Origin of the sequence: Bacillus pumilus, from assembly GCF_900186955.1 — a bacterium.
GTDB classification, from domain to species: domain Bacteria; phylum Bacillota; class Bacilli; order Bacillales; family Bacillaceae; genus Bacillus; species Bacillus pumilus.
The window spans coordinates 3,718,706-3,742,074 of the sequence record NZ_LT906438.1 but is presented as its reverse complement, the minus strand read 5'-3'; the positions used below and the strand labels follow the sequence as shown (position 1 = coordinate 3,742,074).

The following is a 23,369-nucleotide window of genomic DNA, read 5'->3' as shown; positions in this document are numbered from 1 at the left end:
TATGACAACAATTAAAGGTTTTCCAAAAGGGTTTTTATGGGGCGGCGCAATTGCCGCCAACCAGGCAGAAGGCGCCTGGAATATAGATGGAAAGGGACCATCAGTTGCAGATATTGCAATGTATCGTTCCAATTTAAGTGTAGAAGATTATGAAGGACATCTTGCTGTGACTTCTGAAAATATAGAACGTGCAATAAAAGACCCAGATGATAAAAAGTACCCTAAACGCAGAGGGGTTGATTTCTATCACCACTATAAAGAGGATTTGGCTCTATTTGCTGAAATGGGCTTTAAAACACTTCGCATTTCTATTGCGTGGAGTCGGATCTTCCCTACTGGAGAAGAAGCTGAACCAAATGAAAAAGGGCTGCAATTCTATGATCGTGTATTTGCCGAAATGAAAAAACTCAATATAGAACCGATTGTGACACTCTCTCATTATGAAATGCCTTTAGCCCTTAGTGTGAAATATAACGGCTGGGTGGAAAGAAAAGTGGTCGATCTCTTTGTGAAGTTCGCCAATGTTTGTTTCGAACGTTATCAACATGATGTGAAATATTGGCTCACCTTTAATGAAATTGATAGTATTCACCGCCACTCATTTATTACAGCAGGAATTATTCCTGATCGTTGCCCAGAAGGTAAAGTAGAAGAGACCGTGTATCAAGCGCTCCATCATCAATTTGTTGCATCTGCTCTTGTAACAGCTGATTGCCATCGTATTATCCCAGGCAGCCAGGTTGGATGTATGCTGACAAAATTGACAACGTATCCGCATACGTGTCACCCGAATGATGTGGAACAAGCCTTAAAACAAAACTTAGAAAACTATTTCTATGCAGATGTTCAGGTGTTTGGCGAATATCCGCCACTGATTACACGGATGCTTGAGAGAAAAAATATTCATATTCATATGGAAGCAGATGATCTCAATATTCTAAAAGAAAACACAGTCGATTTCATCTCATTTAGCTACTATATGTCTTTAACTGAATCAGCTCAAGAAGGGTTAGAACAGACAGAAGGAAATACGATTCGTGGAGTCAAAAACCCTTATCTGCCTTCAACTGACTGGGGCTGGCAAATTGATCCGGTTGGTCTGAAAATTTCTTTAATCGAACTGTATGATCGCTATCAAAAACCTCTTATCATTGTCGAAAATGGAATGGGTGCAAAGGATAAAGTTGAAAGTGATGGCTCTATCCATGACGACTATCGAATTAACTATTTTAAAGAGCATTTCCGTCAGATGAGAGAAGCGATTGAAGAGGGCGTCGATCTCTTTGGATATACGAGTTGGGGCTCCATTGATATTATTAGTGCAGGTACATCACAAATGTCAAAACGCTATGGCTTTATTCACGTAGATCAAGATGATGATGGGAACGGAACATTAAAACGATCTCGAAAAGACTCATTTTATTGGTACCAAAAAGTCATTGAGACAAATGGTGAAGCGCTCGATTGAACACCACAATCATGAAAACAGGTGATGACGATGTTTAAAATCAAAAAAGTTTTAAACTCGAGTGTGGTCCTGGCTGAAGATCAGAACCAACAGGAGATGGTTTTGTTTGGCCGTGGGATTGGCTATGGACAAAAACCGGGTCAAATGATAGAAGAGAAAAAAGCGGACCAAGTCTTTATGTCAGTCGATAACATGAGAGCAAAAGAATTTCTTCAATTGTTAGATTCTATGCCTCAAGAGTTTATCGATTTAACTCAGCGCATCGTCCAATATGCAGAAAAACGGTTAAATTCAAATCTAAATTCAGGCGTTTATTTTACCTTAATGGATCATTTGAATTTTGCTGTTGAACGACATAAAAAGAATATTAATATTACGAATCGCGTGTACTGGGAAATCAAAAATTACTATACTGAAGAATTTGAAGTAGGGAAGTACGCTCTTGAGTTAGTAAATGATACATTGGGCATACAATTACCAAAAGAAGAAGCTGCCAATATCGCCTTTCACCTAATCAATGCATTAGGTGAAGAATCCGATTCAAAAGATAGCATGAAATATGCCAAAATGATCGGGAGCATTGTCAATCTTGTGCGCTATACATTGAATATGAAAATGGACCAAGATAATATTCATTACAGTCGGTTCATTACACATGTGAAATTCTTTGTAGAGAGGTTTTATGCAAATAAATTACTGTCGGATCAAGAAAATGAGTTGTTTGAACAAATTGCACACTTGTATCCTCAGGCGATGGATGTTGCTTTTAAAATCAAAGATTATATTAAACAGGTGCATAGTATCGTCATTCCTAATGATGAGCTTACTTATCTTGCGGTACATATACACCGCCTCATATCTTATCAGCAATTAAAATAATGGTGGAACCACTTGCCTTGTGATCAGGCAAGTGGTTCTTTGCTGTGATCAATTTTTATATTAAGTTCCGATAGGTCGTTCTGTTGTGCCAGGATTCGTCTCATTTAACGAATTGAAAGACACTGTTTGTCCGAAAACAACGATGGTTAAAGCAAGGATCAATAAACTCATTTTTTTCATTAGAATTCCTCCATTCAAATATAGGATGGTTCATGTGATAGGCTTCCTTCAAAAAGAGATAGGCTTGATGAATGGCACCTAAATCTTCAAAGTGTTTTGCAGCTAGTGCACTTAATTCACAGGCACCTTCAGCATCCTTTAATTCTTTTAGAATGCTAATTTCCTCGAAACAGGCTTGAGCTTTTTGAGACATATCCTCAGTAAAATATAGATGGTAAAGCAAATTCATTTTTGCTGTATAGATGGGGCATTTATCTGATTCGTGTTTTTGGTTGACCAATTCGAAGTAATAGAGAGCTTGTGTTCTTTCATCAATAGAGAGCAGCTCTTTGACTAACATAAACATGGTGTGATGGAAATAGCACGATGAGAGGTAGTTTTCATCACTTAGAGCCTTTTCTAGGGCATCGATACATTTTTTCGATTCTCCAGCTTCGGCATACAGAATACTGATATTATGAAAAAGCTGTGAAGTTAGAAAATGATCATTTAGATTGTCAGCGATGTGTAATGCTTTTTTGTAGTAGTTTTCTGCTCTTGTGAAGTCGCCAATATCCATATAATTAGCAGCGGCGATGACAATGGCTGTCGCTAATCTTCTTTCATATCCTTCATGACTTTTGAAAATATCTATAGCATTCTGAATATAGTGAAGAGAAATTAGGCTTTGACGAAGTAGCATATATAAGTTTGCGATTTTCGTATGGAATTCAGCTACTTCTATTTCATCCGGAATGTTTTGCAGTTTTTTCTCGGCAATTTTAAACAGTCCAATGGCTGATGCATAGTCTCTGTTATATGAAGCGTAAAGGGCTTTGTATAGGTAAAAATAGTATTCAATTAAGTCGTTTGTTTTAGAGGGGCAATCTAGCTCTGTCTGTTCATTCAGTTTTTTACCTCTTCGTTCATATATCATGAGTTTATACTTGCCTTCTAGCAATGAATAATAAGTCAATACCTCCTGATTCTCTTCCATTTCTTGAAGCAATTGCTTTAATTCTGTGTACATTGCGTTAGCACTTTGTACATCATGTTTGCGAATCGCAATTCGCCAATCATTTAAACGGTTCCCCACCTGTTCAGCAGAAATGATAGCCATGAAATTTCACCTCTTTAAGATCCTTTCACCTGTTTCACTAAAAAACGATATCACAATTTTTGGAAGAATATAATCATTTCTGTGAGGTGATTGCCAAGAGGTAATAAAAAGGACCTATGGTCATGTGATGTACGAAATTGTAATGGTGATTGAATGTTTATACAAATGATTAAAATCTTTTTTTAATCGTCTAAAAAAGGAATATATACAATGGGTTTTATGATTATGATCAAAAATATCACTGGTATATTACAAATAAAGAGATTTTAGTTAATCGGTGGGTAAGTTGGAAGGTCGATCTATTAAAGAAAATCAGTTATGATGATGCTAGATCAAATTTGGAATAGACACGGATAGAAGCAGACAAAAATTAGTCTGTTGGAAAGGATGTTGATATGAAAAAAAGATTTAAAATCTCAAATTGGCAAATCACAGTGATTATGGCGACGCTGTTACTTGTTTTAGTGACTCTGTATATGTCAAAGAGATACTTTTATAGCAAAGAAATCGAATTGCTGACAGAATCTTGTCAACAAGTAGGCGGCAAAGTCATACTAGAGACTAATAGTTTGTCTATGGATTATTCATTTGAGTGCCAGGAAAAGTAAAACAGGCAGAAAGGCTGCCTGTTTTATTCCAAACTTAAAACCCTAAATCTTGAAGCCATTGATTTAATCTGGTCTCCCGTTTCTCGGCAGTTGACTCATCATCATATCTCCCTAAATGTAAGCTAGCCGTTATTTCTCCGTCATTCATAAACATGATTCTTTCAGAACGAAGAGCAACCTTTGGGTCATGTGTGACAAGCAGTAGTGTCGCTCCTTCAGAATGGATTTTCGAAAATATATTCATCACTTCCTTCGTTGCATGGGAGTTAAGAGCACCTGTTGGTTCATCAGCGAAAAGAATGTCTGGTTCATTCATAAGTGCTCGACAGATAGAGGCTCTTTGAAGCTGACCTCCTGATACTTCTGACAAATATCTATCTGCTAAATGATCAATATCAAGTTTCTCCATTAAATATCTAGCTCGCTCATTCACTTCTTTTCTTGGCTTTTTCTTTGTTAAGTAAGCTGCAGCAATGATGTTATCAAATAGATTTAGATTTTTTAGTAAGTGGCTGTGTTGAAAGACAAATCCCATATCTGTTAAACGCAGAGCAGTTAACTGTTTATCTGTCATTTCTGATAATAAACTGCCTTTATATTTGATCTCTCCTGTTGAGGCTGATTCTATCCCGCTAAGCTGATAAAGCAAGGAGGTTTTCCCGCATCCGGAAGGTCCCATAATGGTCACAAATTCCCCAGGATTTATCGATAAATGGATATCTTTAAGAATGATTTGTTTCTGTCCTTTTAAAGAATCAATTTGCAAAGACAATCGCTTTGTTTCAATCAAGTGTTCCATGTGAAACATCTCCTTATGAAAGTGTATGACGTGTAGTTTGACTAGTAAATAACGTCTTCAATAACGAAGCAGTTAAAGCTAAGCTGACAATCAATAGTGTGATTGGGTACACAACTGACACCCATTGTGGTGCCAGCCACTGGAGGCTTGATGCCCCTAAGGATGCTCCACCTACACTCATTAAAGCTGGTCCAATCAAGTGGACAGCGATCGTGCCAATAAATGTGCCCAAAAAGATAACGACGATAAAACTTGTGATATATTGTACTGTTACATCTTTTTTAGAAAATCCAATCGTTCGTAGTAAATGGTTTCGGCTTGAATCTTTTGCTTTTAACATGTGCAGAAACATGAATAACATCAAACTGGCGGTTCCAAAAGCAGCTAATGTAGAAAAAAATGCAACGACTTTTACTAAAGATGCTGTGCTGCCGATTGTTTGATGAACGTATTCTTTCATATCTGTCACTTTTGCAGGAGATATCTCTTTTTCAAATACTGTCTTTTTCTCCGCAATTTCTACTCCTTGGTTTAGTTGGATTTGAATGGTTTTCCAAAGAGCTGTTTGAGGAAATGGCTGTGATATTGCTTTTGCTGTTTTCCCGCCGTTAGTGACATCCTGATAAATGCCAGTCACAGTTTTTTGAATTTCCTGCCCGTTTGTTACGAGAGTAATTTTTTCTCCAACCTTTTTTTGGAGTGAATCTGAGCTGAGCACTGATAAGGCAATTTCTTTCTTCTTTAAAGGCTGTCTCCCTTGTAAATAGGTGAGAGGAAATGCTGAGAGATTACCTGCTTCTAAATAGAGTGTTTCTAATGAATTCTCCTTTGATTTTGCCTGAAGAGAAGTTGTTTCATATATGGCTGATGCTTGAATGTCTCGATCATCACGAATCATTGATTCTATTTTATTAGTATTTTCCTTTAGATGATTTCCTTGTCGTATATCAATTCGAAGGTCACTTTGACCAGAGCCAAGATATGTGATGAAATCCGGCGATTGTAAGGTGTACCATAGCTGAATAGGCAGCAGCATCAAAAATGTACAAAGGGCCATAATACAAGTAATCGTTGTGTACAACTTCTTTCGTGATAACAGATCTTTTAAACCAAGCCAAATATTGACTGATATGAACCTGTTTTTCTTGAGATGCAAGGGTATTTGTTTTTTATCATTCGTTGAAATGACGCTGCCTTGAAGTGCTTGAGCAGCTGATACTCGACCAAACTTTCTTAGGACAGTATAGCTGAAAGAAATGATGATCATTGCCATCACAATAGAAACACAAAGCGGCATGAACCAAGAAGTGAAAGAAGGCTGATTCCCCATGTATCGCTGAATATTGGCTGTAAACATATCACCAAATATAAACGTTAACCCATATCCTGCTATACACCCTATACCAGCAAGCAAGGCATACTTTCCAACGTATAATTGCTTGATTCTTGATAAAGGAATCCCAAGCACCTTCAATATTCCAATTTCACGTTCGTCCTCTTCTATAGAAGCCGTCATAGCAAGGTGGAGAGAGAGAAGGGCTATACCGATGAGCAGCATGCAAGAAAGCAGCAGAATGGCGATCACCATTCCATCTGTCAATGCGTTCAGCATACGCAGCAAAGGTAATGTGACAGCAGGACCTTGTTGTGGAAGCTGTGATGACTGGTAGATTGCTTGAAAGGCATCTGCCTGCGCGGCATCATGCAGTAAAAATTCAATTAAATATTCCTTTTTATGAAACACTTGATTCATTGCGTCCCAATCCTTGTGATGAAGAAGGAATCTTTTCGAACTAACAAGACTGGGGTTCATTTGTGCATCTCGCAAGAATGCTTTGATGCGGAAAGAGAATTGATTAGACCCTTTCCCAATCAGTAACGTTTCTCCTATTTTGAGATGATATCTTTGCTGAAAATAGATAGGGACAGCCACTTCACCTTTACTGACAGTGAGCTTTTCATTTTGTTCATTTAAAAGAAAATCAAAATAACGATTTTGTTTCACAAATAAATGATCCATCACACCTGCTTTGGCGGGTTCGTTTCCGAACTTGATATTTGCATGTTCAATTGGAATCATTGGGACGATTTGATGTGCTTTTACCATGGACTGCTTGCTTGAAAATGCCTCAATATCTTTTTCCTTTAGGCTGCCGTCATGCATTTGGACAAAGTCTGGTGCCTTGGCTGAATGGAGCAGATTAGAAATGGAACCATTCAGTTGTACTGTCATTTGAGCGGCGCTTGTTGCTAGAAATGATGTCATCATAATGCATATGGTTAAACCGGTGGAAATGAGACGGTGGCGGGTTAAGTCCTTCTTTATAAACGTCAGTCTCATGAGGCTGATTCTCCTTCATGTTGAAGCATATTTTTTGTTAAGTAGGCAAGGGCAAACATGAAAGTACTGACTATTAATACTGTCACATACATGTTTGCTGAAAACGTATTGAACAAGAACCCATACATCATTTGACCAAGCGGGGCAGCACATTGAGAAACCATTGTCAGATTTGCCATCACTTTTCCTAATTGACTATTTGGCGTTTTCTTTTGAACATGTGAAATCACAACGATTGAGATCATTGTAAGAAGCATAGCAATCGGAAGACATCCTGCTAGAAAGAGAAAATAAGCTGGATAAGTGCCAAATTGAAGAGCTGTGTTGGATGTAGAGAATGCGACAGGTAGCAAGATGATTGCGATGACGATCAGCCAGCGATATAAAGTAGGGATGCGCCAATGCTTTGCTACAAGTCCAACTAGCAGAGCACCTGCGATGACAGCGAACTCAATCAAGCCCATGCCTACACCATACATGATGTCACTACTTTTCATTGTGACCCTTAAAATGATTGGACCACCTACGATAAAAAATGGCGTGAGGATGAAATTTAACATTGCAGCAAGCAACATGGCTCTTTTTAAAAATGGCTGACTGCCAATATAGGAAAATCCCTGTTTCATATCTTTTACGAGCACTTTGCCCATAGTTTCTGTAAGCGGGCTAGGTGAGAAGGATATGTTTAATCGTAAAAGCATGCATGCTGATAGAAAAAACACGATGGCACTGGCACCTATAATGGATTGACTTCCAATCAGTCCGTACAGAACCCCGCCGATAATAGGAGCGAGAACACCTGAAAGTGCCTGCACGCCATTGACGATCCCGTTTGCTTGTTCTAATTGTTCCTGTTTTACTAACTGTGGAATGCTGGACATCACAGCGGGAGCATAGAACGTACTCATCACACCAAGAAGCACCATGACCGCTCCGATCATAAAGAGTGAATCATTGCCTGAGAATAACCAAAAATAAAAAGCCAGAATCATGATGCCGGTGAGAACATCAAATAAAATCATTAAGTTCCTTCTGTTAAACCGGTCAGCGATTGCGCCTGCTAAGGGGGAAAGAAGGAGCGGTACATTGGATAAAGCGAATAGTAAGGCATATAAGTCTACACGCTGAGTCATATCCAGCACGTGTAAAGATAGAACAAACCGAATTAAGGAAGACCCAAAAACAGAAATAATCTGTCCGAGCACGAGGTAAATAAAGTGGGATGAACCTCTTTTGGATAATAAAGACATGGGTATCACTCTCCTTTTAGACCGACCGTCAGTCTATAATATACGCAGGATTGGTATTGAAGTGACCAATCACTGATTATGTTCATCAAGTTCTCCAGTTAAACGTTTCAGAAGAAAGGAGAAGCTCCCCTTTTCTGCATGTAATGAGGATTCGAGGATATCGATAAAAGCTAGCGCGCGCTGCATACTCTCTTCGGCTGTCCATTGAAAAAGGCCCTCATCAAATATGACCTGTGCAGAAGCAAGAAGGAATTCCACCGTTTCTTGCGGGTACTTTGTTTTGAATGTCCCTTCTCCCACCCCTTGCTGAATGACATCAGCTAAAACGGGTGATAGTTCTTTAATCGCTTTGATTAAGCTTTTTTGGTGCATCTCTGCATTAGAAGGCTGATGGAATTGTTCAATCATGCCCTGTTTATTGCTTCCTTGCTGAGGCGATTGCGCCATGATAATGCGAAATAGTTTGTCGACGACTGGAAGGTCTGGCTCAGCCGCAATACGTTTTGCCACGATGATATCTGCTTTGATGATCCTGTCAATAATGGCATCCATCACTTCTTCTTTGGATGAAAAGTAATAATAAAAAGTGCCTTTTGCAATGCCAACAGCTTTCAGAATGTCGATAATCGTTGTTTGCTGATAGCCTTTGGTAGAAAAAAGCTCTTCGGCTGCGTTTAAGATGTCATTTTTACGTTCTTCAGGATGTTTAACGGTTCTCATAAAGCCATCCTTTCTTTTGATTAGACTGTCGGTCGGTCCTTTGGTTTGATTAAACACTTTTCAATGTCCCTTTGTCAATGCCTCATTTTTAAACACTTTGCATTTATTGTGCAATGACACTATGATACATTGAATGAAAATACCTTCAGGAGAGATGCCTCATGCAATTTTTAACCACTGAATTGGCACAAGAAATGGTTGAACGTACGATGCGTATTTTAGATAAAAACATCAATGTGATGAATGCGGATGGTGTCATCATTGGTTCTGGTGAACGAAACAGGATTGGTCAGAAACATGATGGTGCACGACTTGTTCTGACAAGCGGGGACAGTGTGGAAATTGACCACGATGCGTCCTTACACTTAGAAGGAGTGAGACCAGGAATCAATTTGCCTATTTGCTTTCGTGAACAAGTAGTTGGTGTGATTGGCATTACTGGTGAGCCAAAGGACATTCGGCATCATGCCGAGCTGGTGAAAATGGCGGCTGAGCTGGTGTTAGAGCAGTCTTTTCTGCTTGAACGAGTTCAGTGGCGGCAGCGAATAGAGAGTGAAATTGTCAATCAGTTAATTTCTGATTCGGACGTTGGTGATCATCAGCTAAAGAACCGAGCTGCATGGCTGGGAATGGATTTAGATAAACGCCGAATGGCCATCATTTTTCAGCCAGTTCCATCCACAGAAGACGCTGTGCATAAAATGATTCATGCGATTCAATACGATAAGAATGTGGATGATTTGCTTGGCATGACCTTTCGTCATGAATTGGTTCTTTTAAGGCAGCCGATTTCTGATCATTTTTTAAAGCATGTGGTTGGGCAGCTGCAAAGAACAATGGAAAAAGCAGTAGGAGGCCAGGTGCTGGTGGGGATAGGGACTGTCGCCGCCGACATAAGCCAGCTGTCATTGTCCTTTGAGCACGCAAGAGATTCCTTGAGGTTGGGGAAGGCTCTTGATCCGAAGGAAAGTATTTATTTTTTTGAATCTTATCAGCTGGAAAGGCTATTGATTACTGCAGGAGCTGTTGAAGAAAACAGTAGTTGGGTTGACTTTTACAAGCCAATAATACAAGAAGCGGAGCTTGCCCACACATTAAGAATTTACATTAAAGAAGGCGGTGATTTACAAAGAATTGTTGATCGTTTATTTATTCACAGGAATACATTGCGATATCGTTTAGATAAAATACAAGCTTTGACTGGAAAAGATCCCCGTCATGTGAAACAGTTGATGGAGCTTTATATGGCGCAGTTGATGAGTCAACTATCTTAATTGTGCATATGCACAATTGAATAAAGGAATAAATGAAAAAAGTTCATCTAGATTCACAACCCGATCCCAGTTAGTAAACGCTTACAATTAAAGAAAGACATTTTGGGGGGATCGAAAATGAGTGGAGATGTGACAGTAAGTACACTAGGAGCCATGACGGCACTTGTGGTTGCGATTGTTCTTATTCTAAAAAAAGTATCACCTGCATATGGCATGCTGGCAGGTGCTTTCATAGGCGGCTTGGTAGGCGGTGTAGATATTGTTCAGACCGTCAACGTCATGATGGAAGGCGCTAAGGATATGATTCCAGCTGTCCTCAGAATTATGGCGGCAGGTGTCTTGGCTGGCGTTTTAATTGAGTCGGGTGCAGCTTTATCTATCGCCGAGGCGATCGTGAAGAAGCTTGGAGAGGCGAGGGCGTTATTAGCACTTGCACTGGCAACCATGATTTTAACAACAGTGGGTGTTTTTGTAGATGTTGCTGTTATCACGGTAGCGCCTATCGCACTTGCCATTGCCAAACGGGCAAAGTTGTCAAAAACGGGGATTTTACTCGCCATGATTGGAGGCGGGAAGGCAGGGAATATCATGTCACCGAATCCAAATGCCATTGCCGCTTCTGATGCTTTTGGTGTACCGCTTACTTCAATGATGGCTGCGGGTGTCATTCCGGCTGTGTTTGGATTGGCTGTTACATATGTGTTAGCTAAAAAGCTTGCAAAAAAAGGGACACCTGTTCTTGAAGAGGAAACCGCGTTAAGCAAAGTTGAAGTGCCAGCTTTTTTTCAAGCACTTGCGGGTCCGCTTGTCACCATTTTATTGTTGGCTTTAAGACCGCTTTTTCAAATCAATATAGACCCAATGATCGCCTTACCGATCGGAGCATTTATAGGCGCTCTTTTCATGAAAAAAGGGAAGTTTCTCAATGATTATGCGATGTCGGGGCTTCATAAAATGTCGGGTGTAGCGATTATGTTATTAGGGACAGGCACACTAGCAGGAATTGTATCGAATTCTTCCTTAAAAGATGTGTTTATTCAAGCACTCGATGCTTCGGGATTACCACCGTATTTACTTGCACCAGCTTCAGGGATATTTATGTCAGCCGCCACTGCTTCGACAACAGCAGGAACGGCGGTAGCGAGTGGCGTATTTAGCGGTACACTCATTGGGCTTGGTGTATCGGCTCTTTCAGGAGCAGCCATGATTCATGCTGGTGCAACTGTGCTTGATCATATGCCGCATGGGAGCTTTTTTCATGCAACAGCAGGAAGTGTTCAAATGGACATCAAAGAGCGGTTGAAACTCATGCCTTTTGAATCGTTAATTGGTTTGACATTAACTGTCGTGTCGACCATTATTTTCGGCGTTTTTCAGTTGTTTGGCTGATGACATTTGATAAGAAACGAGGGACTTTAGGATGAAAATTGTGATTGCACCAGATTCATTTAAAGAAAGTTTATCTGCATATGAGGTAGCATGTGCCATCGAACGAGGATTTCATGCGATTTTGCCAGACGCTGAATATATTAAACTTCCCATGGCAGATGGAGGAGAGGGAACTGTTCAATCACTAGTTGATGCGACCGGCGGGTACATGATCAATCAAGTAGTCACAGGCCCGCTTGGTGACCCTGTCGATGCCTTTTTTGGCATGTTAGGAGACGGTGAGACGGCCGTTATAGAGATGGCCGCAGCCTCTGGGTTACACCTTGTTCCGCAAGAAAAACGCAATCCGTTATTTACGACATCGAAAGGAACTGGGGAATTAATGATTGCGGCACTAGATCAAGGAGCAAAGCATGTCATCATTGGGCTTGGCGGAAGTGCAACAAATGATGGCGGCGTTGGGATGATGCAAGGATTAGGTGCGGCTTTTCTTGATCAAGCAGGACAGGAGCTATCGCCAGGCGGTGGAGCCCTTCATCAACTAGCTTCTATTGATCTATCTGGACTTGACCCAAGACTGCAATCCGTTCGGCTGGAGGCAGCCCGTGATGTGGATAATCCTTTAACAGGTAAGAGAGGAGCGTCTGTCGTATTTGGTCCTCAAAAAGGTGCAGATGAAGAAATGGTTCAAGTGTTAGACAAGAATTTAGCTCATTTTGCTCACATAGCAGAAAAGCAGTTTACTGTATCCTTTGAAGATGCAGCGGGGGCAGGAGCGGCAGGAGGACTTGGTGCGAGTTTATTAGGCTTTTTACACGCCGATTTGCAAAGAGGAATTGACATTGTGCTGAAGGCTGTTCAGTTTGATGATGTCATCAAGGAGGCAGACCTAGTCATTACTGGGGAAGGCCGAATTGACCAGCAGACCGTTTATGGAAAAACCCCAATCGGTGTAGCCAAAGCAGCAAAGCAGTATCACCTGCCTGTGATTGGTATCGCGGGCTCCCTCTCAAAAGACAGTGCTGTCGTACATGAGCATGGCATTGATGCACTTTTTAGTATCGTTCCAGGTATAACTTCTCTTTCTGAGGCAATGAGAGATGGGGCTATTCATGTAGAAAGAACCGCTCGAAATATTGCGGCTACTATATCAATTGGAAGAAATAAGTAAACGATGAAAAATGTTTCCTTTTCTATCACATTCTTTCTATAGAAATGTGGTAAAATTGTATGAAATGCTATAGAAAGTTGGAGGAAACACAAATGTCTAATCTACCAAATTGTCCTTCATGCAGTTCAACGTATACTTATGAGGATGGCAGTCTGCTGGTTTGTCCTGAATGTGCGCATGAATGGTCACTTGAACAAGAACAAGCGGCAGAGGAGCAGCTTGTGGTCAAAGATGCGAATGGAAATCTATTAAGTGATGGGGATACGGTCACTGTCATTAAAGATTTAAAAGTAAAAGGCTCTTCTTCCGTTTTAAAAATAGGAACGAAGGTCAAAGGCATTCGTTTAGTGGAAGGCGATCATAACATTGATTGTAAAATTCCTAGCTTTGGCGCAATGAAGTTAAAATCAGAGTTTGTGAAAAAGGTATAATAACGAAAGGAGGCTGTCAGTAGAGGCCTCTTTTTCATTTCTTTATTTATAGGTGAAAGGAATAATCTTAAAAAAAATTCCATACATATATACCTGTTGAAAAAGGTTCATTTTTAAAAAATCAAGCCTCTTTTCACATAAAAAATTGTTGTTTTCTTAACCCTACCTTAAAAAAGGCAGAGGATTCTCTAAATTTTGCCTAATCCCCTTCACAACTTTTGGGCATTGCTGTACCATATGGAAGTGTTCTTCTATTTTTAACGGATCATGGTGTTTATCAGGAAATAGATGATAGATGATACTTAGACAAAGAAGGAGAGGTAACGTGACGAACGTTTTAGAACTGCATAATGTATCTAGGCATATTCACGGGAAAAAGATCGTTCAAGACTTGAGCTTTTCTGTGCAAGCGGGCGAAGTCTTTGGCTTCTTAGGACCAAATGGCGCAGGGAAAACAACAACCATTCGTATGATGGTCGGTCTTTCTCCTATTACATCTGGTGACATTCTGATTAATGGTCATAGTATTCAATCCTCATATCAGCATGCCATCCAAGATGTTGGTGCCATTATTGAAAACCCAGAAATGTATAATCATTTAACGGCAAGACAAAATCTTGTTCACTTTGCCAGAATGAATGGGAAAGTGGATGAAGGGCGAATTGATGAGCTGCTAGAGCTGGTCAGCTTACAGCACGTGAAACATAAGCGTGTCCGAACGTTTTCATTAGGCATGAAGCAGCGTTTAGGCATTGCGCAAGCACTTATACATAGACCGAAACTGCTGATATTAGATGAGCCGACCAATGGACTTGATCCAGAGGGAATTCGCATGATACGAGATTACTTGAGAAGGCTTGCAAAGGAAGAAGGGCTAGCTGTCATTGTTTCAAGTCACCTCATGTCAGAAATGGAATTGATGTGTGATCGTTTTGCGATTATCCAAAAAGGCAAGCTGATTGCGATTGAGGATCAGCGTGCAGAGACGAATCAAGACGAATTGGTCAATTATCGGATGAAGGTCGCATCTGGTGAGCTGGAAGAAGCGCAGAAGCTCATTGGTATATTTGAGGAAGGCACGACTGTAAGAGAAGAGGAGCAGTATTTATTCTTCTCCTTGCCAGAAGAGAAAATGCCGGAATTGATTCGTCATTTGAGCGGCGCGTCCATTCATTTGTACGAAATCAAAATAGAAAAACAAACCTTAGAAGATAAGTTCTTAAGCTTAACAGGTAAAAAGGAGGCAGACGTATGATACGCCTCATTCAAAACGAGTGGATGAAGATCAGTTATCGTGTTGGAACTTGGATTATGGTTGGACTTCTTGTTTTAGGTATGATTGCTACACTGATCTTTGTAGTGAAAACAAATGACAAAGATCAAGCTTCAGGTGAATGGAAAACCCAGCTAGAAATGATGAATACGGAGAACAAGAAAGAGCTCAAAGAGACAGAGAATGGTTTCTTTAAAAGAAGCCTTGAAAAAGAGATCGCTATTAATGATTATCGAATCAAGCATAACTTGCCGCCAGCTGATCAGTTTAGCCACAGTGTATGGGATTATGTGAAAACAAACGCCAATTTACTTCAGCTAGTAGGTGTGTTTGTGATCATTATTGCTTCCACTATTGTGTCGGCTGAATACAAGCATGGTACAATCAAATTATTATTGATTCGTCCACCATCAAGGCTAAAGATCCTAATATCTAAATATATTACAGTACAGCTGTATGCTCTTTTACTTGTTGTGGTGCTATTTATCTTGTCCTTCATATTGGGTGCTATTTTCTTTGGACTTAGCACTGATTATGTGAATTTGGTGTATCACAATGGTGAAGTGATTGAACGTTCGCAGTTTGCAAATATGATCTATTATTATCTTGCTCATTGTGCAATGTTTGTCGTTTTGGGAACCCTTTCGTTCGCCATTTCTACAGTATTTAGAAGTGAAGCCATCTCCATTGCCATTAGTGTGTTAGCTTATATTGTGGGTGGATCAGTTACAGGTATTTTAATGCTCTTCTTTGATTGGTCAAAATATTTGTTATTTGCAAACGATCCATCCCAATACTTTATGGAACAGGTTACTCTTATCGAAGGTATGTCTCTAGGATTCTCATTAATAGTCCTAGTCATCTATTGGGCTATTTTCTTGGCCATTGCCTTAATTGTCTTCCAAAAACGAGAAGTGAAAACAGGCAGTTAAATTTTAAAAATTTTTAGGAGGTTTACACATGATTAGTCGTAAAGGTGAAAAAATTATGGGGATTATTAGTATTGTCCTCAATGCCATTGGTGTTGGATTTGGAGCATTAATCCTCTCGGTAGGTCCATCATTTTATAATGAAATTAATGAAGTGCTACAAGAGGAAGGCGAAACATTACCGATTGAAACGCTTCAAGCTTCAGTTAATGCATTTGGTACGCAGTTTATGGTCGTTTCTGGAATTGCAGCAGTGCTATCGATTGTCGGTGTTATTCTCTTGAAAACAGACCGCCGTGCCGTGATTTCAGGTGTTCTTTTCTTGGTGTCTGCTGTGACTCTTTTAATTGGAACAATCGGTCTTGCATTCGCTCCAATGGTTCTATTGTTTATCATTGGATTAATGTCTCTTATTAGAAAGCCGAATACAGACATTCACACGAGTGAATATCCTTCATAAAGAAAAAGACATGCGTCGTTGTACGCATGTCTTTCTTTTTTTAAATGATACCGATTAGCATCGCCACGAACAGAAGGATAATACTGAATCCCCACATCCAAAAGAAGGAGTAGCGGATATGTTTCCCCATATCCACCCCTGCCAGCCCTACAGCGAGCCAAACAGCAGGCGCAAGCGGACTGACAAAGGTTCCGATAATATTCCCAATCATCATGGCATATGCCGCTGAAGTACCAGATACGCCAACCTCAGATGTAATGGATTCAACAATTGGCAGAAGGGCGTAATAATAGGCGTCAGTACTAGTCAGCATATCGAGCGGTACCCCAAGCATCCCGACAATAATATGTAAAAATGGCAGTAAGAAAGCTGGTAAAATGTGAATACTGTCGACCGCAATGGCTTTCAGCATCCCTGTACCTTCAAGAATTCCTAAAAATGAACCTGCGGAGAAAATAACAGCCGCCATCATCAGTGCACTAGGTGCGTGCGCCTTGATTCTTTCCATCTGTAAATTCACATTCGGAAAGTTAATCAACAGTGCTAGTGACAGGCCAATCATAAACATATAACTAGCAGGAATCACGTTTAACACGAGAAGTACCACAACACAGACAAATAGAATAAGGTTCACCCAGATGAGATGATAACGCTTTAAAGAAGCGTCACCTGTTTCGCTAATAGACTGAATGGCACGATCCCAATCGGCGCCTTCTAGTTGAACAGCAGCTACTTCGTTTGCAGCAATTTTCACCCGAATTCGTTTTTCTTCCCTCTTTCCTAAAAAGAACGCCATTCCTAACACGAGCACCACCCCAATGAGCTGGATCGGAATAAGCGGCACCCAGAGTTCAGATGGATCCATATTCAAGACGCTTGCTGCCCGTCCAGTCGGACCAGCCCAAGGAATCATATTGGTTAATCCAGCACTCGTCCCAATTAATAACAGCAGCAAGTAAGGACTCATATGTAATTTTTTATAAAGCGGCAGCAGTGCAGGTACAGTTAATAAAAAGGTTGTAGCCCCTGCTCCATCTAAGTGAGCAATGATCCCAATTAAAGCAGTTCCCATTGCAACTGTGACAACATTTCCTTTTGTCAGCTTAATTAATGCTTTAATTACAGGTTCAAAGAACCCTGTATCTTGTAAAATGCCGAAAAATAAAATGGCGAAGATAAACATGGTCGCCACCGGCAATACTTTGATAATTCCTTCTTCAAAAAAGGTTTGAATGTCATTTATCCCAAATCCCGCAATCAGTGCTCCTATTAAAGGCACCATGACCATGGCGACAATTGGACTTGCTTTCCCCCAAATCAGCAATACAACAATCGTTAAAATAATCAACAATCCAACAAGCGTTAACATAAGACCCTCCCCCTACAATAAACCGTTTACATTTGTTTGCTCTTTTTATCACAATGCAGTTCCACAGCTGCATTGAAAAAAAGGGTATCAAAAATATGAGCATTAGGCAACCGCTTTCATACCTATACAATGGTAAAAAAGGATGGTGAATCCATTCATGGTGCGGTATCAAACATGTCAAAAAATTTAGATAAAATATAACGCTTCAAATACATTTCTATTAATAAATATAATTATACAGGTATTTAGGATCAATAAAAAAGAAGCGTCCAATGAATGAACACTTCTTTTAAATTATTTTTTCAAGATGATGTACTCGTAAGGATCAAGCTGAAGCTTCTCTGGCACCTGCTCATCAGTCAGGATATTTTCATAGCTTTCCGCTGAATCTAGTGATATGTTCTGCTGCTCTTCTGTAAAATTCATCATAAACACATATTCCTGAGTGCCATCTGTTCGTTTTTGTACACTGACTCCCTCTGGAATCACCGCTGATAGGACGGGCTGTATCTCCATTTCTGCGATGAGTTCCTCGTAAAACTCATCATAAAAAATCTCCTCATTTTCGGAAGCCATATAGTATGCTTTTCCATCTCCAAAAGGATGGACAGTCAGGGCTGGCTGTCCTTCGTAGCAGCCGTTCTCAAAATGTCCTAACACAGAGGCCGTTTCAGGATGTATGGATTCGCAATATTGCCCGACATGGTAGGTGCGTCCATTCCCTGTGGTCATTAATACATGTTCATCTGGCATCAATGTGTTGATTTCCTCAGCCCAAATGCCAAGTACATGGCGGAGAGGACCGGGGAAACCGCCTAGGAAACAGAGGTCATTTTCGTCAACCATGCCGCTCCAGTATGTCGCTATAAAAGTGCCGCCCCTTTTGACAAAGGCTTCGATTTTTTCTGCGACGCCTGGTTTGATCATGTAGAGCATTGGACCAACGAGCACCCGATAGGATGAGAAATCCTTTTCCATGCCGACAATGTCAACAGGGATGCCTTTTTTCCAAAAGCTTCGATAGTGAGTTTGACAAGCCTCTACATAGCGTTTGTTTGTATTATTTAAGCCTTGCGCATCATCAATGGCCCAGTGGTTTTCCCAATCGTATATGATGGCGACTTCTGGTTGAACGGATGTCCCTGCGATGGGCTGCAGCTGCTCCAGCTGTTTCCCTAGATCAGCGACCTCTTGAAACACGCGCGTATGTTCATGCCCAGAATGATCGACTACGGCGCCATGGAATTTCTCGGAGGCACCTCGTCCTTGGCGCCACTGGAAGTAAAGCACGGAGTCTGATCCGTGGGCAATCGCCTGTATGGCAGAAAGGTGTGCCATGCCTTTGTGTTTGACCTTATTCACTTCATGCCAGTTCACAAGGCTCGGTGTACTCTCCATCACGAGAAATGGCTGACCGTCCTTTAATGAACGATATAAGTCGTGAACGAAGGCAACGTTTGACGCTAATTCAGCGGTTGTTTCCCTGCCGCTATGCCATGCTGGATAGCTATCCCATGAAATTACGTCGACCTCTTTTGCAAATTGATGATAATCCAGTCCAAGAAATGGGCGCATATGCGGGTAGTCGCCCATAAAGTTGGTGGTCACTGGAATATGGGGTGTCAATTCCCGCAGCGGTTCAATTTCATTTTGATAAAAATTGATTGTTTGCGCGGTGACAAAGCGTTTCCAGTCTAGGTTCATCCCGTGAATCATGTGCTCCCCGTGCGGTGCAGGTGATTCGATTTGTGACCAATCACTATACGTGTGGCTCCAAAACCCCGTCCACCATGCTTGGTTTAAAGCTTCAAGGTCATGATTGTACTTGTCTTTCAAATAGCCTCGAAATGCTTCCTGGCAGAGATCACAATGACATTCGCCACCGTACTCATTCGAAATGTGCCACATGATCAGTGCTGGGTGATCCTTGTAGCGTTCAGCGAGCAAACGATTGAGTGTATTCGTTTTTTCTCGATAAACCGGTGAGGTGAAGCAATGATTATGGCGAAGTCCATGTAAGTTACGCTGACGGTTCGCTTCGACGCGCAATACCTCTGGATATGCTTGTGACAGCCAAGCAGGTCGTGCCCCGCTTGGCGTTGCAAGAATGGCGTGTGCCCCCTGTGCTGCCAAGCGGTCCATGATGTCATCCAGCCATGTAAAATCATATTGACCTTCTTTTGGCTCTAGCTTACTCCATGCGAAAATGTTGATGGAGAATGTTTGACAGTGTGCAAGCTTCATTAATCGAAAATCTTCGTCAATGATCTCCGGCATATGAAGCCATTGATCTGGATTATAATCGCCACCATGCAAAAAGCCTTTCACATTGGGGTGAACGAGTGGGTAACGCTTTCCCATTTTGTCACGTCCTATCCTTTTAATTACGGTGTCATTTGTTTAAATACGTCTAGAGAAGGCAGTGCTTTTCCGTTGAAATCAAACATCGCTTGATTTTCCCAAGCATTTCCGGCCGTACCTGTTGTTTGGATATAAGCCAGCCCATACTGACTTGACCACGGAGCGCCTTTCGCTGGAATCCAAAGCGGCTCCCAATAAAAGAAACCTTTCCCGCGATTGTTTTTCACTTGTGAAATTTTTTCTGATAGATCTCGTATAAAAGATGCCTGGCCTTGAGGTGAAGCTGGGTAGCCAGCAGTATTGACTGAATCTTGGTTAAATGAGTTTTCTAGGTTGTCGCCATTTGCTGTTGTAAAACCGTAGGCGGTTTCTACCACGATGACGTCTTTGTTATAGCGGACGCTAATATCATTCATATTGTTAGTAAGACCGCTAAATCCGCCGTCCCAATACGGGTAATAAGATAGACCGATCGTATCGAATGAGACGCCTCGTTTGGTGATTTCATCAAACCACCAGCGGGAGGCCCCATTGTCACCACCATGAGCAAGGTGAAGCATAATTTTGATATTTGAATCGACAGAGCGGACTGCATTTGTGCCAGCCTTTAGCAAAGCGGCGAGCCGGTCAAATTCACCGCCGCCTTCACCCCAGCTTTTGCCGTTCGGCCACAGCATGCCTGAGTTCAATTCGTTTCCGACCTGTACCATGTTCGGCAGTGCATTTTGGGCTCTCATTGCTTTGAGTACATCCCCTGTGTAAGTGCCAACCGCTTTTACTAAATCGTTTTGTGAAAGAGATGCCCATGCTTTCGGTTTGAACTGTTTACCAGGATCAGTCCAGAAATCACTGTAGTGAAAATCAAGCAGCACTTTCATATTTTGTGCTTTTGCGCGTTTCGATAAAGCGATCGCTGTATTGAGATCGTTTGTCCCGCCGTTATAGGCACGGCCTTGATTGTCGTATGGGTGGTTCCACAGTCTAATACGCACATAGTTGACGCCTTTTTCCTTTAATAGCTTGAGCGGGTCCACCTGTTTTCCATTTTGGTCGAAGTATCTGCCGCCGCTTCTCTCCACTTCCGCAAGCATGGAGATATCGGCTCCTTTAATGAAATCACCTTGCAGTCCATTGATCGGCTGAACAGAAATGGCATCCGCTTTTGCTTCAGGTAAAATCCCTAATCCCATCAAAAAGAAAACGACAACCGTGACGAGCATCCATTTCTTCATCAAATCTCCCCTTATCCTTTTGTCCCGCCTTGTGTGAGGCCGGACACAAATTGTTTTTGTAACACAAGAAACAATAAAGCGACTGGAATCGCAATGAGTAAAGCCCCGGCTGCAAAGGTCGTGTAGCTGGCCCCCATTTTGTCTGACACAAGATTGTACAGACCGATCGGGAGTGTATACATTTCGGGTGAGCGGACAATGACACTGGAGATGATGAAATCACCCAGTGGTCCTGTAAATGAGTTGATGGCGACAACCGCCAAAATAGGTTTAGCAAGCGGCATAATAATTTGGATGAAAATTCGGAAATGCCCTGCGCCGTCCATTCTGGCTGATTCATCAAGATCCTTCGGAATCGCATCAAGATAGCCTTTCATTAAATACGTATTCATCGGAATTTGTCCGCCTGCATAAATCAAAATCAGTGCAAGATGGCTGTTAATCAGTCCAAGCATTTGAGCCAAAACGAAAATCGCAATCAGCGCTGAAAATTGAGGAATCATTTGCAGCAGTAAAAAGAGCATCAGCCCATTTTTCCGTCCTTTGAAACGGAATCTAGAAAAGGCATAGCCTGTAAAGCTAACAAGAATCAGCGTTAACAACATTGTGGCAATACTGATCTTCATGGAGTTCCAATACCATTTTGCATAAAGTGCTCCCGGGCCAAAGAAGAGCTCGGTAAAGTGACTGAACGTTGGATTCTTCGGAAACATACTTGTGCTCATAAGGCTGTTTCCAGGATTAAAGGAAGCACCGATCGTCCAAAGCAGTGGATATAGAATACAAATGGAGGCAATGAAAAGGATAAAATAAGTAATGCTCAGGCGAATGAGCTTGTTTTGTTTTGATCCCATATCACATCATGTCCTCCTCTTTGAATGAATTCGTTCTCTTAAACTGCCAGAGTGCAATGGCGATGACAAAGATTGAAAGTAAAATTGTGACAGCCGCAGCGAGTGCATATTGAGAAGACTGCATCGTGAGTTTATAAATCCAAGACACCAAGATGTCCGTTCCCCCAGCGGTTGACCCCGCAACAGGCGGTCCCCCGCCATTAAATAAGTAGATGATATTAAAGTTGTTAAAATTAAACGTATATTGTGTGATGAGGATGGGTGCAATGGAATAGAGAACAAGCGGTAACGTGATGGACCGGAATTTCTGAAAAAAATTGGCTCCATCAATGGTCGCAGCCTCATATAAATCCTCGGGAATCGCCTGCAAAACGCCTGTTGTCATAATGAAAACGAAAGGAAATCCAAGCCAAGTCTGCATCGCAATGAGGGCAATTTTGCTCCAAAATGGATCTGTTAGCCATGGTTTTGGATCAATCCCTATCGATGCAAAAAGTGTATTGTTAATGGCCCCAAATGTATCATTGAACAGTCCAGCAAACACCAAAATGGTCACAAAGCCCGGAACAGCCCAAGGGAGAATCAAAATGGTTCTAAAAAACCGTTTTCCCTTTAAATCCTTCTGATTGAGCAGAACCGCTAAAAAGATGCCGAGGGCACATTGAAGAGTCGACGCAGCCAAAGTCCATACGACGGTCCAGCCAAGTACATCAATGAAGGTGTCTCTCCAAATATCAATGGAAAAGATATTTTGAAAGTTCTTGATTCCTACCCAGTCGATCAGATTGGCAGGAGGCGAGTGATATAAATCATAGTTCGTAAAGGCAAGCGCAAAGCTGAACATAATAGGAAAGACAACAGAAAATAGAAGTAAAAAGAAAGCAGGAGTGCTCATTAAGTAAGGGAAGCCTTGATCGATGAGCTGATGATATTGAGCACGGATGGAATGAAGTGGTACCCCTTGATCCCGTTTCTTTCCATTCATAAAAGCATCACGCATCATGAGTACATAAAAGCCGATACCAAAACCAGCTGTTAACAGCGCAATAATCCCCTTTGCTAAAAGAAAAACAGAGTTGTCACGAGGCAGCATCGTCCCAAGTGTGAACAGTCCCCAGAAACCAATATTGAATAAATCATAAAATACAATCAAAAAAGAGACGCCGAACAGGAAAAAGAGTGCCCCTTTGCCGTACTGTTTGTTGTATATCTGCCCCATCCCGGGTATAAAGGAGAACATTAGCGCCCGTCTCCGGTGTGTCTTTGATTCCACTATGTGTGT

Annotated in this window: 19 protein-coding genes; 9 read left to right on the top strand and 10 right to left on the bottom strand. The window is 41.3% G+C overall.

Going from position 1 to position 23,369, the window contains the following annotated elements:
- The first annotated feature begins 1 nt into the window (after position 1).
- The gene (locus tag CKW02_RS19525) at positions 2–1,468 is read left to right on the top strand and encodes a glycoside hydrolase family 1 protein (protein WP_003215316.1); all 1,467 of its coding nucleotides are present in this window, start codon (positions 2–4) and stop codon (positions 1,466–1,468) included.
- Positions 1,469–1,498: 30 nt separating this feature from the next.
- A complete protein-coding gene (locus tag CKW02_RS19520; protein ID WP_003215356.1) occupies positions 1,499–2,347 on the top strand; it encodes a PRD domain-containing protein in 849 nt (282 codons plus the stop codon).
- 100 nt (positions 2,348–2,447) lie between these two features.
- Here the strand turns inward: CKW02_RS19520 and CKW02_RS19515 are convergent, their stop codons facing one another.
- From CKW02_RS19515 to CKW02_RS19490, 5 genes are all read right to left on the bottom strand, one after another.
- Positions 2,448–3,626 carry a Rap family tetratricopeptide repeat protein gene (locus tag CKW02_RS19515; RefSeq protein WP_003214680.1) on the bottom strand — a complete coding sequence of 393 codons (1,179 nt, stop codon included), beginning with the start codon at positions 3,624–3,626 and terminating at the stop codon, positions 2,448–2,450.
- Between the two features lie 642 nt (positions 3,627–4,268).
- Positions 4,269–5,033: an ABC transporter ATP-binding protein gene (locus tag CKW02_RS19505; RefSeq protein WP_003214644.1), complete on the bottom strand. Its 765-nt coding sequence runs from the start codon at positions 5,031–5,033 to the stop codon at positions 4,269–4,271.
- Between the two features lie 13 nt (positions 5,034–5,046).
- On the bottom strand, positions 5,047–7,374 hold the full coding sequence (locus CKW02_RS19500) for an FtsX-like permease family protein (RefSeq protein ID WP_003214765.1): 2,328 nt from the start codon (positions 7,372–7,374) through the stop codon (positions 5,047–5,049).
- On the bottom strand, positions 7,371–8,624 hold the full coding sequence (locus CKW02_RS19495) for an MFS transporter (protein WP_003214677.1): 1,254 nt from the start codon (positions 8,622–8,624) through the stop codon (positions 7,371–7,373). Before CKW02_RS19495 ends, CKW02_RS19500 begins: the two co-directional genes overlap by 4 nt.
- A gap of 69 nt (positions 8,625–8,693) precedes the next feature.
- The gene (locus tag CKW02_RS19490; protein ID WP_003215358.1) at positions 8,694–9,344 is read right to left on the bottom strand and encodes a TetR/AcrR family transcriptional regulator; all 651 of its coding nucleotides are present in this window, start codon (positions 9,342–9,344) and stop codon (positions 8,694–8,696) included.
- 161 nt (positions 9,345–9,505) lie between these two features.
- On the opposite strand from CKW02_RS19490, the gene CKW02_RS19485 reads away from it, so the two are divergent.
- The 7 genes from CKW02_RS19485 to CKW02_RS19455 all read left to right on the top strand — a co-directional run bounded on the left by CKW02_RS19485 (position 9,506) and on the right by CKW02_RS19455 (position 16,271).
- A complete protein-coding gene (locus tag CKW02_RS19485) occupies positions 9,506–10,618 on the top strand; it encodes a CdaR family transcriptional regulator (RefSeq protein ID WP_003215110.1) in 1,113 nt (370 codons plus the stop codon).
- A 117-nt stretch (positions 10,619–10,735) separates the two neighbouring features.
- A complete protein-coding gene (locus tag CKW02_RS19480; protein ID WP_095117923.1) occupies positions 10,736–12,007 on the top strand; it encodes a GntP family permease in 1,272 nt (423 codons plus the stop codon).
- Between the two features lie 31 nt (positions 12,008–12,038).
- Complete coding sequence (locus CKW02_RS19475; protein WP_095117922.1) at positions 12,039–13,178, top strand: glycerate kinase; 1,140 nt, start codon at positions 12,039–12,041, stop codon at positions 13,176–13,178.
- A 92-nt stretch (positions 13,179–13,270) separates the two neighbouring features.
- A complete protein-coding gene (locus tag CKW02_RS19470) occupies positions 13,271–13,609 on the top strand; it encodes a zinc ribbon domain-containing protein YjdM (RefSeq protein ID WP_003215145.1) in 339 nt (112 codons plus the stop codon).
- A gap of 325 nt (positions 13,610–13,934) precedes the next feature.
- Positions 13,935–14,864 carry an ABC transporter ATP-binding protein gene (locus tag CKW02_RS19465; protein ID WP_003215018.1) on the top strand — a complete coding sequence of 310 codons (930 nt, stop codon included), beginning with the start codon at positions 13,935–13,937 and terminating at the stop codon, positions 14,862–14,864.
- Positions 14,861–15,814, top strand: coding sequence for an ABC transporter permease (locus CKW02_RS19460; protein WP_003214722.1), 954 nt, complete (start codon positions 14,861–14,863; stop codon positions 15,812–15,814). The genes CKW02_RS19465 and CKW02_RS19460 overlap by 4 nt, the downstream gene beginning before the upstream one ends.
- A gap of 28 nt (positions 15,815–15,842) precedes the next feature.
- Positions 15,843–16,271, top strand: a complete 429-nt coding sequence (locus CKW02_RS19455; protein WP_003214965.1) for a DUF4064 domain-containing protein — start codon at positions 15,843–15,845, stop codon at positions 16,269–16,271.
- 40 nt (positions 16,272–16,311) lie between these two features.
- On the opposite strand, the gene CKW02_RS19450 is transcribed toward CKW02_RS19455, so the two are convergent.
- The 5 genes from CKW02_RS19450 to CKW02_RS19430 form a co-directional block, all read right to left on the bottom strand.
- Positions 16,312–17,640, bottom strand: coding sequence for a CitMHS family transporter (locus tag CKW02_RS19450; RefSeq protein WP_003214912.1), 1,329 nt, complete (start codon positions 17,638–17,640; stop codon positions 16,312–16,314).
- Between the two features lie 294 nt (positions 17,641–17,934).
- Positions 17,935–20,001, bottom strand: a complete 2,067-nt coding sequence (locus CKW02_RS19445) for a beta-galactosidase (protein ID WP_003214690.1) — start codon at positions 19,999–20,001, stop codon at positions 17,935–17,937.
- Between the two features lie 23 nt (positions 20,002–20,024).
- Entirely contained in the window at positions 20,025–21,233 is a 1,209-nt protein-coding gene (locus CKW02_RS19440) for a glycoside hydrolase family 53 protein (protein ID WP_003215417.1), read from the bottom strand.
- A gap of 11 nt (positions 21,234–21,244) precedes the next feature.
- Complete coding sequence (locus CKW02_RS19435) at positions 21,245–22,087, bottom strand: sugar ABC transporter permease (protein ID WP_003215217.1); 843 nt, start codon at positions 22,085–22,087, stop codon at positions 21,245–21,247.
- A 1-nt stretch (position 22,088) separates the two neighbouring features.
- Positions 22,089–23,327, bottom strand: coding sequence for a carbohydrate ABC transporter permease (locus CKW02_RS19430; RefSeq protein ID WP_003214698.1), 1,239 nt, complete (start codon positions 23,325–23,327; stop codon positions 22,089–22,091).
- Between the last annotated feature and the right edge of the window lie 42 nt (positions 23,328–23,369).